11 protein-coding genes and 1 pseudogene are annotated in these 13,029 nt (G+C 61.2%); 2 read left to right on the plus strand and 10 right to left on the minus strand.

Annotated features, from left to right (window positions below; genetic code table 11):
• The 7 genes and pseudogenes from VNX23_RS25000 to ppdK all read right to left on the minus strand — a co-directional run.
• Positions 1-332 (minus strand): annotated as a pseudogene (locus VNX23_RS25000) (chemotaxis protein); the annotation flags it as partial.
• The gene (locus VNX23_RS25005; protein WP_325634241.1) at positions 317-1,105 is read right to left on the minus strand and encodes a Tar ligand binding domain-containing protein; all 789 of its coding nucleotides are present in this window, start codon (positions 1,103-1,105) and stop codon (positions 317-319) included. The pseudogene VNX23_RS25000 and the gene VNX23_RS25005, both read right to left, overlap by 16 nt.
• 299 nt (positions 1,106-1,404) lie before the next feature.
• A complete protein-coding gene (locus tag VNX23_RS25010) occupies positions 1,405-1,986 on the minus strand; it encodes a hypothetical protein (RefSeq protein WP_325634242.1) in 582 nt (193 codons plus the stop codon).
• Between the two features lie 116 nt (positions 1,987-2,102).
• A complete protein-coding gene (locus VNX23_RS25015) occupies positions 2,103-3,089 on the minus strand; it encodes an MDR family oxidoreductase (protein WP_325634243.1) in 987 nt (328 codons plus the stop codon).
• Between the two features lie 367 nt (positions 3,090-3,456).
• Complete coding sequence (locus VNX23_RS25020) at positions 3,457-4,707, minus strand: MFS transporter (protein WP_325634244.1); 1,251 nt, start codon at positions 4,705-4,707, stop codon at positions 3,457-3,459.
• Positions 4,708-4,946: 239 nt separating this feature from the next.
• On the minus strand, positions 4,947-6,359 hold the full coding sequence (locus VNX23_RS25025; RefSeq protein ID WP_325634245.1) for a cell wall hydrolase: 1,413 nt from the start codon (positions 6,357-6,359) through the stop codon (positions 4,947-4,949).
• Between the two features lie 476 nt (positions 6,360-6,835).
• Entirely contained in the window at positions 6,836-9,574 is a 2,739-nt protein-coding gene (ppdK, locus tag VNX23_RS25030) for a pyruvate, phosphate dikinase (protein ID WP_325634246.1), read from the minus strand.
• Between ppdK and VNX23_RS25035 the strand changes: the two genes are divergently transcribed.
• Positions 9,567-9,806, plus strand: a complete 240-nt coding sequence (locus VNX23_RS25035) for a hypothetical protein (protein ID WP_325634247.1) — start codon at positions 9,567-9,569, stop codon at positions 9,804-9,806. The two genes, ppdK and VNX23_RS25035, sit on opposite strands and share 8 nt — an antisense overlap.
• Before the next feature lie 167 nt (positions 9,807-9,973).
• On the opposite strand, the gene VNX23_RS25040 is transcribed toward VNX23_RS25035, so the two are convergent.
• Positions 9,974-10,129: a DUF3096 domain-containing protein gene (locus VNX23_RS25040; protein WP_325634248.1), complete on the minus strand. Its 156-nt coding sequence runs from the start codon at positions 10,127-10,129 to the stop codon at positions 9,974-9,976.
• Between the two features lie 301 nt (positions 10,130-10,430).
• Here VNX23_RS25040 and VNX23_RS25045 point away from each other — a divergent pair, with 301 nt between their 5' ends.
• Positions 10,431-10,787 (plus strand): DUF1236 domain-containing protein, encoded by a 357-nt coding sequence (locus VNX23_RS25045; protein ID WP_325634249.1) that lies wholly within the window; start codon positions 10,431-10,433, stop codon positions 10,785-10,787.
• Positions 10,788-10,890: 103 nt separating this feature from the next.
• Here VNX23_RS25045 and VNX23_RS25050 read toward each other — a convergent pair whose 3' ends face one another.
• Positions 10,891-11,487 carry a class I SAM-dependent methyltransferase gene (locus tag VNX23_RS25050; RefSeq protein WP_325634250.1) on the minus strand — a complete coding sequence of 199 codons (597 nt, stop codon included), beginning with the start codon at positions 11,485-11,487 and terminating at the stop codon, positions 10,891-10,893.
• A 221-nt stretch (positions 11,488-11,708) separates the two neighbouring features.
• Positions 11,709-12,806, minus strand: a complete 1,098-nt coding sequence (locus tag VNX23_RS25055) for a hypothetical protein (protein ID WP_325634251.1) — start codon at positions 12,804-12,806, stop codon at positions 11,709-11,711.
• Positions 12,807-13,029 lie beyond the last annotated feature (223 nt).

The raw sequence follows: 13,029 nt of genomic DNA on the forward strand, positions 1-13,029 counted from the left end.
ATCTCGTTGACGGAGGATGCCATTTCCTCCGTGGCCGACGCCACCGACTGTACATTGGTGGAGGCCTCTTCCGAAGCCGCCGCGACCGTCGTCGTGACTTCCTGCGCCCGCTCCGCGGTCGCGGTGAGCGTGGAGGCGGAAGCCTCGAGTTCGGTCGAGGCCGACGACACGGTTTCGACGATCTCGCCGACCGCGGCCTCGAAAGTGTCGGCGAGCATGACCATGTCGGCCTTGCGCTGTTGCGATTGCCGCTTCTCGGTCTCGATTTGATCGACGCGCAATCGCTCGATCTCAACCATATTGTTCTTGAAGATCTTCACCGCGTTGGCCATCTCGCCAACCTCGTCCTTGCGCTCGAGACAAGGGATGGCAACTTCGGCGGCGCCACCACAAGCGCCGTCATGACCTTGGTGAGCGCGCCAAGTGGCCCGGTGATCGAGCGGCCAATCCACAGGGCGCCTGCAAGCACCAGCACCCAGATCACGCCGCAGCCGACGACGATGGCGAAGCGGACGGAAGCGTATTGGCTCCTGGCCGCCTGCTCTATCTGAATGGACAGCTGCCGGTGCTTCTCCAACAGTTCAGCAGCATTTTTTTTCGCTTCCTTGAAGAGAGGTATGGTCTTCGTCGTGACGTCGATGCCAAGCTGACTGTAACTCTCGCCCTGGTCCGCAGCCGCCAGCGATTCACCGCGCCGCAAATCTTCAGCCAGCTTGACTTCAGCGGCCTCGGCGCGGGAAACAATTTCCTTGAACAAATCGCCGGCCGCAGATTTCCGGTAGTCCTGGAAAATCTGCGTCATCCGCTGCAGCGCGTTTTCCACGGCATCGACATGAATTTTTACGGGGTGATTGTGATATTTTACGGCCGGCAAGGCCGGATTGTGCTGCAGGGCAAGAAGAATTTCGCGAAAGGATTCCTGCAATCGTTCGTTCAGTTCCGATATCTGCTCGATCGGCTTCAACGCCTCCACTTCTGTGCGTGATACCATTTCCTGCACGGTGCCGGTCGATACGACCCCGATCGTCCCGACCCCAGCCAGCGCCAGCAAGCTGACCGCGGTGATCGTCAAAAGCCGGAACACCACGCTGATGCGAGACAGCATCGTCAATTCCCCGAAATGAGCGGCGAAGGGGCCTGGCCCTTGATCTGCATTGGCCTCGCCCCGAACAACGAGAAGCCGAGCTTGCTTGAATCAAGCCGGCATCGGCCGCTTCGCTGAAGCGAAGGTAACTTTCCACCTTCAAGATTTGGTTAATTTTACGTCAAAGATAACATGCATAAGCTGATGCAACCCTGTGTTGTATCAGCTTGCCAGCAAGGTTGTCCCCCACCGTCAGAACAATCAAACTGGTTCGGGTAAGATTCGGCTTGTTTCAGCAATGCGCGTTCGGCTTGCGCCGGTCAGTCGGTCGAACGGCGCAGTTGCAGCGGGGCACCCGGTCGCGCCAGTTCATTCGCCTCCGGCTTGACTGGATCGATCCGCGCTCTTTCGACCGCCGGGGTCTCGACACGCGACGACATTTCCACCGAGCCCGCGCGCTCCTGCGTGCGCAGCGAACGCGGGTGCGCCACCGCGCGCGCCATCAGCATTTGCGTTCCGCCCTGATGGCGGAAGTCGCAATAGGCGAAGCTCATGCCCGAGACCGATCCGCGAAAGCTGCGTTCGTCCTGCTTGTCGAGATTGAAGCAAGGCTCGAACGGAAGCCCCCTCAGCGAGGCGCAAACCGCCTGCCCGCGTATCTGAAGCGTGTTGCCGGGCAAGCGCACGTGGCGAACGGGACCGGAGCCGTTGAACTGCACAGCGCCAGCCACGCCCATGTCGTCGAGTATCCGCCCTGCTCCCCGCGTACCGTCAAAGCAGGTGAAGACAAACACCTTGCCGGCGACGAACCTGCGGGCCTCTTCTGCACTCATCTGCCCAGCCAAAGCGGGTGCGATCGCCGCACCGGCCACAACTGCTCCCAATACGAAACGCGCAAGCATACTCTCACTCCAACTTGACCCGAGCGCGGGCGACCGACGGAAGCCTCTTTACCCACTGCTTACCATACCAACAGTGGCAAAGATTGGAGCAGCTTGGTTGGTAAAGTCTGAACGTGTCAGGCAATTTTTACCACAATTCGACCGCGAACCTGCCCGGCGAGAATCCTGGAACCGGCCTCCATGACCTCGCCGAGACCGATTTCATGTGTAATTTCAGCTAGTTTTGCTGAATCCAGGTCGCTGGCGAGGCGCTTCCAGGCGACCTTTCGCAATTCGATCGGGCACATCACGGAATCGATGCCCAGCAGACACACCCCGCGCAAAATGAAAGGCGCGACGGACGAGGGCAGGTCCATGCCGCCGGCAAGCCCACATGCGGCAATGGCGCCGCGGTATTTGGTCATCGACAGGAGGTTGGCGAGCGTGCTCGAGCCCACGCTGTCGATCCCGCCGGCCCAGCGTTCCCTGCCGAGGGGTTTCGCCGGCCCCGCGAGTTCGTTTCGGTCGATCACTTCGCTCGCGCCGAGATTCCGGAGATAGCCGGCCTCCGACATTCGTCCAGTCGAAGCAATCACGTGATAGCCGAGCTTCGAAAGCACGGCGGTGGCAACCGAGCCGACACCCCCGGCCGCGCCGGTGACGACGATCGGACCGTGCACCGGGGTGAGGCCGTGCTGTTCCAGCGCAAGCACAGCAAGCATCGCGGTGTAGCCGGCAGTGCCGATCGCCATCGCCTCACGCGCCGACATGCCATCGGGCAGGCGCACGAGCCAGTCGCCCTTGACACGCGCCTTCCCGGCATAAGCGCCAAGATGCGTCTCGCCCATGCCCCAACCGTTGCAGATCACCTTGTCGCCCGCCTTCCACTGCGGATGCGAAGACTGCTCGACCGTTCCCGCAAGATCGATCCCCGGGATCATCGGAAACCGCCGCACCACCGGCGCCTTGCCGGTGAGCGCAAGGCCATCCTTGTAGTTCAGCGTCGACCACTCGACCCCTACCGTGACGTCGCCTTCCATCAGGTCGGCTTCGTCGAATTGGGTGAGCGTAGCGGTGGTACCTTTGTCCGCCTTGTCGATCCTGATTGCCTTGAACATGGCCAACGCCTTTCAGTCTCACATCGTGGGTTGGCTCAAGATTGACCGGACTGGTGTGGCGGTTCCAGAAGTCCGCATCAGCGCCGCAGCGAGTTCAACCTGGGACTTCTGAACCAAAGCCACACCAGAATCAATATCAACTAGTGTCCTTCGATTCCGAAGTTCGCAAACCAGGCGCCACAAGATAGTACGAACTTCAGAATCGGGACACTAGTGCGGTGAATTTGAAGTTCCTGTCAGTTTTGCTGCAACCTCCTCATAGGAACTTCAAATTCAAGAACCGCACTAGAAAACATTAGGTTACTAGTCTTTATGATTCCGAAGTTCGCATCGGAGGTCGCCGCGAATGTTTGCGAACTTCGGAATCGGAACACTAGGCGGGTTGCGCAACCCGGCGCGCAACCGGCGCCTCGACAATCGGCAGGTTGATCAGCGCCGACATGATTCCGAGCAGCACCGCGAACCACCAGATTGGCGTGTAGGAATGGAACTTCTCGAACACCACGCCGCCGAGCCAGACACCGAGGAAGCCGCCGACCTGGTGGCTGAAGAACGCGAACCCGTAAAGGGTTGCGAGCCAACGCGTGCCAAACATCACGGCCACCAGACTTGACGTCGGTGGAACGGCCGACAACCAGGCGAGGCCCGTGACCACGCCGAACGCCAGCACCGTGAAGGGGCTGATCGGGAAGGAGATGAAAGCGACGATCGCCATTGCACGAACGAAATAGATCAGCGACAGGATGTAACGCTTCGGAAGCCTGCCCTGCAGCCAGCCGACGCCGAGCGAGCCTACGATGTTGAACAAGCCGATGGTTGCGACCACCCAACCGCCGAGCGCAACCGGCACGCCGCGATCGACCAGATAGGCGGGAAGGTGCACGGTGATGAAGGCAAGCTGAAACCCGCAGGTAAAGAAGCCGAGCACCAGCAACACGTAGGAGCGATGGCCGAAGGCTTCGGCGAGCGCATCCTTGAACGTCTGCTGTTCCGCCGCGACGATGGCGTCGGTCGTCTCGTTCGGCGTCGCCAGTGCGAACGACAGCGGCAGCACCAACAGCATCAGGCAGGCAAAGACCGTCAGAGCCGACTGCCAGCCGAAGTTATCGATCATGGCAACGCCGAACGGAGCAAACACGAACTGCCCGAGCGACCCCGCCGCGGTACCCGCGCCGAGCGCAATGCCACGCCACTCCCTCGGCAGCAGCTTGCCGAAAGCCGACAGCACGAGGTTGAACGAACAGCCGGACAGGCCGAAGCCGATCAGAACGCCCGCGCCGAGGTCAAGCGCCAGCGGCGTTTCGGAATAGCGCATGACAATGAGGCCTGCCGCATACATCAACGCGCCGACACAAATCACCCGCACACTGCCGAACCGGTCGGCGATCGCGCCCGCGAACGGCTGGCCAATCCCCCACAACAGATTCTGAATCGCCAGCGCAAGAGCGAATACGTCCCGCCCCCATGAAAAATCACGGCTCATCGGCTGCATGAAGAAGCCGAGGGTCGAACGCGGACCAAAGGTCAGAAGGCCGATCATGCAGCCGCAAACCACGATCACCAGCGGCGTGCGCCAGATCACGCTTGCGGGATGTTGACGGGGATCGCTTGCAGTCGAAGTCATCGTCGAATCCCTCAAAAACGTTGGCGCAAGCCATAGTTCGACGCGCGCGAAAACGCGAACACAACCTGGCATCGTACCGGCGCAGCAAGTTAATGCATCGGCATGGAAATCCCAACTGCGATATCGGCAGGGCAGATACGCGCAAGGGCGTCCTTGCGATTTACGAAGTGCAATGATGATCGCGCGCCAAGCCTTTGAAACGGCGCGAAATACCATTGAGAGCACAGAGACTGGTGGAGCTAGCGGCGTACCGGGGTGGCGGACATTTCAGCCGAGCTCTTCGCGGCCTCGGCAAGCTCCGCCGATATTGCCGCGGTTTGGGCCGGCGTGCCCCAGCTCGGTGCTTCGCTGCCATCGCCCCATGCGCGGGGCCGATAGAAGGTGTGCACGCCGAATTTGTACATCTTCTTCATTTCGCTGACCCAGGACGGGTGCACCCAATAGGCGTGATAGTGCGTCGATTTGCCGACTTCCGGCAACCAAAGCTGGCCGTCGAGCATCGCCTTTGCGATCTTCCTGGCCCGATCCCACATGTCGGGCTCGCGCACGATGTCGGCGACATTATCGCAGGCGAATGTGAACTGGCACGCCAGGTGCCGGTGCTTGTTCTGGTAAACTACCCCGCACACCGTGGTGGGATAGAAGCCGGAGAACACGCGATTGAGCACCACCTGCGCCACCGCGATCTGGCCGCGTACGGCTTCGCCGCGGGCTTCGAAATACACGGCCTCGGCGAGGCACCTCTCCGATTTGGCGCGCGACTTCTCGTCGAAAAGGCCGAGGCGCTCGGCGGGCGTCTTGGCGCGCTGGTTGTCGCTGTTGACTTCGCCCTTGGGTGCGATGCTTTCGCCGCTCTCACCCCCCGTCGCAGGCAGCGACGCGCCAGCCTTCATGTCGGGATCGTTACCGGGCAGCACGACGACCGGTTCTTCGCCAGGCTGCCAGCGCTCGATGCTTTCCAATGGGGCACCGAGCGAATTGCTTCCGAAGTAAAGGCTCGCGGTCTTCACCGAAAACGCGTCGTGCAACGGGACGGCTTCGGCCTGGAGAGAGACCGCATCGTCGGCGGCTTTTGCACCCTCGGGCCGAGATCGGAGCGGTTCATATTGCGGCAGCGGCGGAGCGTTGAGGGCTTCGGCAAGTTCCGGATCGAGCGGGGCGCGTTCGGCAGAAGTGTCCACCGTCTTTGCACCCATCACCGACGAATTCGAGGTCGCCGGATCTTCCGTGGCCGGCGCGGCATTGGCGGGCGTGGGCGGCTGGGGCGGAGCAATCATCAGACGATCGCCCTTCAGCGTGCGATCGACCTTGGGGAAGTCGGAAGGCTGATAGCGCGGTGGATTTTGAGCGATGGCATTGCGCCTCACGGAGCCGGTGACGTCGATGCCCTGATTGTCGAGGCTTGCCAGCCGATAGGTTACGGTTTGCGGCGCATAGGTGCCGATGGGGCGGCCGAAACTGTAAGTGGCGAGCTGGATTCTGTTGGCGGAGAACACGCGGCTCTGCCAGCGCTCGGCAACGCCCGGCTGCCTCGCCAGGAGCGAAGCGATATCCTGATACCCGATCTCTGTCGGGCTCAACGCGAAAGTGCAAAGACCGAAGCCGAGGAACGCAAGACGCGCGCTCCACGGCCGGTTACGCGACTGTGACATCGATACGCTCACGCAACGCAACACTACGCTTACGCGATCGAACACTAGTGTGGTGGTTCGGAAGCCCGCATCATTTCTACCGCGAGTCCGTCATGCGGACTTCTGAACCCAATGCCACACCAGAATCACGGACTTGCCGGTGTCCTGTCGATTCCGAAGTTCGCAAACGAATATGCCGCGCGATGAGACGAACTTCGGAATCGGGACACCAGTACATCCGTACAATTCGATCTTTTTTGGTGGTAGCGAATTTAGGTTGCGAGCGAGTTAATCGGCGTGGCGCGGACGACACACGCAACGATCTGTTCAAAGCACGCCGCTCACATCGAAAACGTTGGTAAACAGGCGCTGCAACGAAGTGGTAAATATCTCGTCAACGAAGATGATGAATTTCCGGATAGCGAAAGACGTTCATGCCCGGAACAAGTCCGGGCATGACACAGTCTCCTCGATTGATCTCGGACGATAGAAAGAATCTATGCCTGGCTGGCGACGGTCTTGCCGAGCGCGGCTTGTGCTGCGGCGAGACGGGCGATCGGCACGCGATAAGGCGAGCAGGAGACGTAGTCCAATCCCACCTGGTGGCAGAAAGCGATGGACGCGGGATCGCCGCCATGTTCGCCGCAGATGCCTACCTTCAGGCCCAGACGGGTCTTGCGCCCACGCGCCACGCCGATCTTCACCAGTTCGCCGACACCGTCGCGATCGACCGAGATGAAGGGATCTATCTCCAGGATTCCCTTGGTGACGTAGGTGCCGAGGAAGCTCGCCGCATCATCGCGGCTGATGCCATAGGTGGTCTGGGTCAGGTCGTTGGTGCCGAACGAGAAGAACTCCGCCGTCTTGGCGATATCGCCGGCCATCAGGCAGGCGCGCGGAAGTTCTATCATGGTGCCGACCTGATAGTTCAACCTGGCTCCGGTCTCCTTCATCACCGAGGCCGCGGTCGAGTCGATCCGCGCCTTGACCAGATCGAACTCCGCCCTGGTTGCGATCAGCGGCACCATCACCTCGAGTCCGACGGCCTTGCCGGTGCGCTTTCCGGCCTCGACCGCGGCTTCGAAAATGGCACGCGCCTGCATCTCGGCGATTTCGGGATAGGCGATCGCAAGACGGCAGCCGCGGAAGCCGAGCATCGGATTGAATTCGGAAAGTTCGCGGGCGCGGTCGGCCAGTCGCCGCGGGTCGGTGTTCATCGCACGTGCGACTTCCTCGATCTCGGCCTGGGTGTGCGGCAAAAACTCGTGCAGCGGCGGATCGAGCAGCCGTATCGTCACCGGCAGGCCCTTCATGATCTCGAACAGTTCGACGAAATCGGCCCGCTGCATCGGCAATAACTTGGAAAGCGCGGCGCGCCGGGTCTGCTCGTCCTCGGCGAGGATCATCTCGCGTACGGTGCGGATCCGGGTTTCCTCGAAGAACATGTGCTCGGTGCGGCAAAGTCCGATGCCCTCGGCGCCGAACTTGATGGCGGTGCGCGCGTCGTCGGGCGTATCGCCGTTGACACGAACGCCGAGCTTGCGCACGGAATCGGCCCAGGCCATCAGCGTGCCGAATTCGCCCGACAATTGCGGCTCGATCATCGGCATCCGTCCGGCCAGCACCTGGCCCAGGGAGCCATCGATGGTGATGACGTCGCCGGTCTTGAAGGTGCGCGAACCGATGCTCATGGTGCCGCGGCCGTAATCGACCCGGATGGCGCCGCAACCGGAGACGCAAGGCTTGCCCATGCCGCGCGCGACCACCGCGGCGTGCGAGGTCATGCCGCCGCGCGTGGTGAGAATGCCTTCGGCGGCGTGCATGCCGTGAATGTCTTCCGGGCTGGTCTCGATCCGGACCAGGATGACCTTGTGGCCGTCGGCCTGAAGCTTGGCGGCCTCATCCGAGGAGAACACGATTTCGCCCGACGCTGCGCCCGGCGAAGCCGGCAGGCCGGTGGCAATGATGTCGCGCTTGGCGTCGGGATCGATGGTCGGATGCAACAACTGATCCAGCGACGCAGGATCGATCCGCATCACGGCGTCCTTCTTCGAAATCAGGCCTTCATTGGCGAGTTCGACCGCGATGCGCAGCGCCGCCTTCGCGGTGCGTTTGCCGCCGCGGGTCTGCAGCATCCACAGCTTGCCGTCTTCGACCGTGAACTCCATGTCCTGCATGTCGCGGTAATGCTTTTCGAGCAGCGTATAGATGCGCGTCAGTTCCCTGAACGCGTCCGGCATCGCGATTTCCATCGAGAGCTTGTCGGCGCCGGATTCCTTGCGCGCATGTTCGGTGATGTCCTGCGGGGTGCGGATGCCCGCTACCACGTCTTCGCCCTGGGCATTGATCAGGAATTCGCCGTAAAGCCGGCTTTCGCCGGTCGAGGGATTGCGGGTGAACGCGACCCCGGTTGCCGAGGTCTCGCCCATATTGCCGAACACCATCGCCTGCACGTTGACGGCGGTGCCCCAGGATTCCGGAATGTCATGCAGCTTGCGGTAGGTCACCGCGCGCGCGTTCATCCAGGAAGAAAACACCGCGCCGATCGCGCCCCACAACTGGTCATGCGGGTCCTGCGGGAATTCCGCGCCGGCCTCGCGCGCCACCGCTTCCTTGAAGCGGCCGACGACTTCGACCCAGTCATCGCCGCTCAGATCGGTGTCGAGCGAATAGCCCTGGCTGTCCTTGAACGTATCGAGGATTTCCTCGAAGTGAGAGTGCTCGAAGCCAAGCACCACGTCGGAATACATCGTGATGAACCGGCGGTAGCTGTCGTAGGCGAAGCGACGGTCGCCGGACAGGGCGGCGAGCGCCTCGACCGTCTTGTCGTTGAGACCGAGATTGAGGACGGTGTCCATCATGCCCGGCATCGAGGCGCGGGCGCCGGAGCGCACCGAGACCAGCAGCGGATTGCTGGAATCGCCGAAGGATTTGCCGGTCAGCTTGCCGATATGGTCGAGCGCCTTCTCGACCTGCGGCTTCAATTCCTTCGGATAGGTTTTGCCGTGCGCATAGAAATAAGTGCAGACCGAAGTCGGAATCGTGAAGCCCGGGGGCACCGGCAATCCGAGATTGGCCATTTCGGCGAGATTGGCGCCCTTGCCTCCGAGCAAGTCGCGAAGACCCGCCTTGCCCTCGGCTTTGCCGTCACCGAAGGTGTAGACCCATTTGCCGGACTTCGCGCTCTCCTCGCCAATCCTGCTCGCCGCAGCCTTCCCTGGACCAACCTTGCTCACGGGCTTTGGTGCCTCTTTGGCCGCGCTCTTCTCCAGCGCCTTGCGGGCAATCGCGGATGCCGCGGGCGTCGCCCGGGCGGCCGTGGATGACTTTGATTTCGCAGCAATTTTTCTGGGTTTAGCGACGGCTTTGGCCATGACAGAAAATGATCCGCTGGGAGATGAAGAGATGGGCGCCTTACACCACTTTGAGCGGCCCGGCGCAAGCTGCGAAAGCCGCCTGAAAGGCTAGTGTGGCGGCTCAGAGGTCCGCATCATTGCTGCCGCTCGTTCCGTCATGCGGACTTCTGAACCAAAGCCACACTAGAATCAATAGTTGCCAGTGTCCTTTCGATTCCGAAGTTCGCAAACGAGGTCGCCTCTCGATGCAACGAACTTCGGAATCGGGACACTGGATATCTAGATATGAAGCCACTTCAGTAGCCCCAAACCGATCAGGCCGTTGAGGATGAGGAAGATCGCCACCACAAAATTGAGCAGCCGCGGCATGATCAAGATCAGCACGCCTGCGATCACGGACATGATCGGTGAAATGTGGGCGACGGTGAGGGTCATTTGAGAGCTTCTCCGCTAGGTGAGTGACACGCCCGATAGAGGCGGTCTTCTCGAAGGCTGGTCTCGAGGGGCTGATTTCGAAAAGGCAAGTTCCGAATCGGGAGCGGCAACATAACACTCCGGCGCGGTTCCGCGACAGGAGACGCATTTCCCTTCAAAGAGTTCCCTCATCGTTGCAAAAAGTCCTGGCCGTGCACCGCAGGGGCCGCACTTTTTAGGGAACGATGCCGCGCGCGGTGAATTGGATCGGTCGCATGCCGGATCAAACCGGCGCACTTTCCAATTCGCGAAGGAGCAGATCATGCGGAAGCAGGTACTGGCCATCTCCGCAATTCTTGCGGCCATGAGCGCACCGATTGCGGCTCAGGCACAGAGCGATACCGTGGGCGTGCGCGGCGGCGCCGTCGTGGTCGACGAGAATGGGGGCATCGCGGTCGACCAGCGCCCGGCGTTTCGCGAATACGTGATACGCGAACGGGTGCCGAACTACTCGATTCCGGACCGCGTCATTGTCGGCGGCGTGCTGCCGGAAACCGGCGTTACCTATTACGACGTGCCGCAGACATTCGGCGCCACGCCTTTCCGTTACACCGTCGTGAACGGCCGGACCGTCCTGGTCGAGCCGCGCACACGCCGCATCGTTCAGGTGATCGAGTAAAATCCTGAACGTCTTGTCCGGATACCGCAGCGGTCACCGGACGCAAGGCCCTGCCCGGTCTCCCCCGCCCGGGCGGGGCTCTTTTTTGAGATTACTGGCCGCATCAACAGGACGCTTTCCGCACCACGATGCGGTGAACGATCTTGCCCGAAGAAGCGCTGAAGACCTCTTCGTCGAGCAGCACCGTCGTATCGGATAATTCCGCCGACACCAACGACACCTCAAAGGCAGCGTAGAGCCGACCATGCTGGTCGCGCTGGTCGGCGCCCTCGGTGACGCGCCAGCTCAGGTAGAAAAATCCACCCGGCTTGACGACGTCGAGCATGCGGCGGAGCGACGGCGCGATCAGCGCTCGGTCGAGATGCATGATCACGGTTTCGCACAAGAGATTGTCGTAGGTGTTGGCGGCAATGCCGCGCAACTCGGGCAACTCTGCAAGCGCGAACTTAAGATCGGGATATCGCGCGCGTGCCTCGGCAAGGAGTCCGCTCGAAGCGTCAAAACCCTGCGCCGGAAAACCATTCGCGTTCAGCCACGCCACCTCTCGCCCGCTGCCGCAACCGATATCGGCTGTTGTTCCACCCTTGATAAAGAAGCGCCTGACGATGTCGTGCAGATCGTGCGGCGCGGGCTGCGCGTGCCAATCTTTCGCAAACGCAGCCGCGTCGCTTTCATAGGCGGCAAGCGTCTGGCGGTCCAATTTAACCTTCGATTCTGGAGAAATCCGCGACCTCGCGCTGCACGGCGCGGATTTCGTTGCTACACCATGGTGAACGACGTGCCCGTACTGGTCGAACCGCGTTCCCGCCGTATCGTCGAGGTGATCGAGTAATCCTTTACTCCCGCCTTGACGAATGGGCCGCAAGCCGCAGCAGGCCTCGCCCGGTTCCCCCGCCGGGGCGAGGCTTCCTCGGTGGGTCGTTACCCTCTCAATATCGAGAGTATCTGACTGCTCGATTTATAGTTCGCCACCAGACTATCGCGAAAGGCCGGCGTCCAGTTGATCGCCTGACGCTCTTCGACGCTAATAGACGAATAGGTGTTGAGAATACCGAGACTGAGCTGGGTCGGATCGCCGCTGGATTGACTCTGCTTCAGGGCGGAGAGGATGCTCGCGCGGGCGCGGGAATCAAGAGTCTGCTTGGCGGCGAAGCTCTCTTGCTTTGAGAACAAACCATTCTGATTGAGCGAGATCGCCGCCAGCGATCGGCCGTCAAATGAACTGAGGTCTGCTTGTTGACCGGTTTTGCGGCCGGGGTCGAACACCAGTTCCTTGCCGGCGGCGGCGGCAGCCTTCGCCTGCGCGTCGAGCGTGGCGCGAACGTTCTTCGCGATAGTTGAGATGTTCTCGGTCGCCGTGGTGCCGCCGGGGGCGTTTTGCGCAAGATAAGCGGCGACCGGATCGTTGCTGATGCCTGTGGGCGCGGCGGTCGGGTTCTGCTGGGTGGCCTGGACGCCCTTGAGCACCGCGGCGCGTTGCACCGACCACGAGGCAGTCGCCTTCTCCTCACCGCTGGCGCCATCGAGATAATCGAGTGCCGCCTTGTAAACCGAGCTAAAGTCGCCCGTCAGCTTTGAGGTCGCCGCGGCTGGCGCCAGCGCGTCATTGTAGCGATTGGCAAGCTCGGTGCTGGCGACTTTCTGTTCGTCGGGACTGAACTTCCCGCCGTTGTTGGTCGCGATCGCGAACAGCGAGCGGCGATCGAACGACGACAGATCGATTGTCGTCGCGCCTTCGTCGCTGATCGGCCCTTTGACGTTGGCAGCGGTGTAGAGACCATCGAGCGCGGAACGCGCATCAGAGGTCACGGTCGTGAAATCCTTTAAGGTGGTGGCACCGGCGAGCTGCGCGCGGGCGGCGGCAGACAACGTCAAATTGGTCGCCGCATTTGTATCGGGCTGATTGCCGGAGTCGACGGCACTCAAGGCATCAGCCAGCGATGATTGCGGCGCTGCCGCACGAGCATAGGCGGAGCCGAGCTGGGCGTAGGGATTGAGGCCGGTGTTTATCGAGGTCATTTTCGTCCCTGTCCCGCCTTCGGGTAATTTTTTACCGTTACGGTAACGGACCATTTCAAAGCATGGTTAACAGGGCGTAAATATTTCCCGATTTGTCCGCATATTTCGGAAGTTGTGTATCACCACGCCGCAACTGCGACGGGCCGCGCAGCATCTATAGCGTTTTCGAGCGAAGTGGATACCGAATCGCGTGAAGAAAACGCGTCAAAACAAAAGTTTAGAG

Source organism: Bradyrhizobium sp. (assembly GCF_035570375.1).
GTDB lineage: Bacteria > Pseudomonadota > Alphaproteobacteria > Rhizobiales > Xanthobacteraceae > Bradyrhizobium.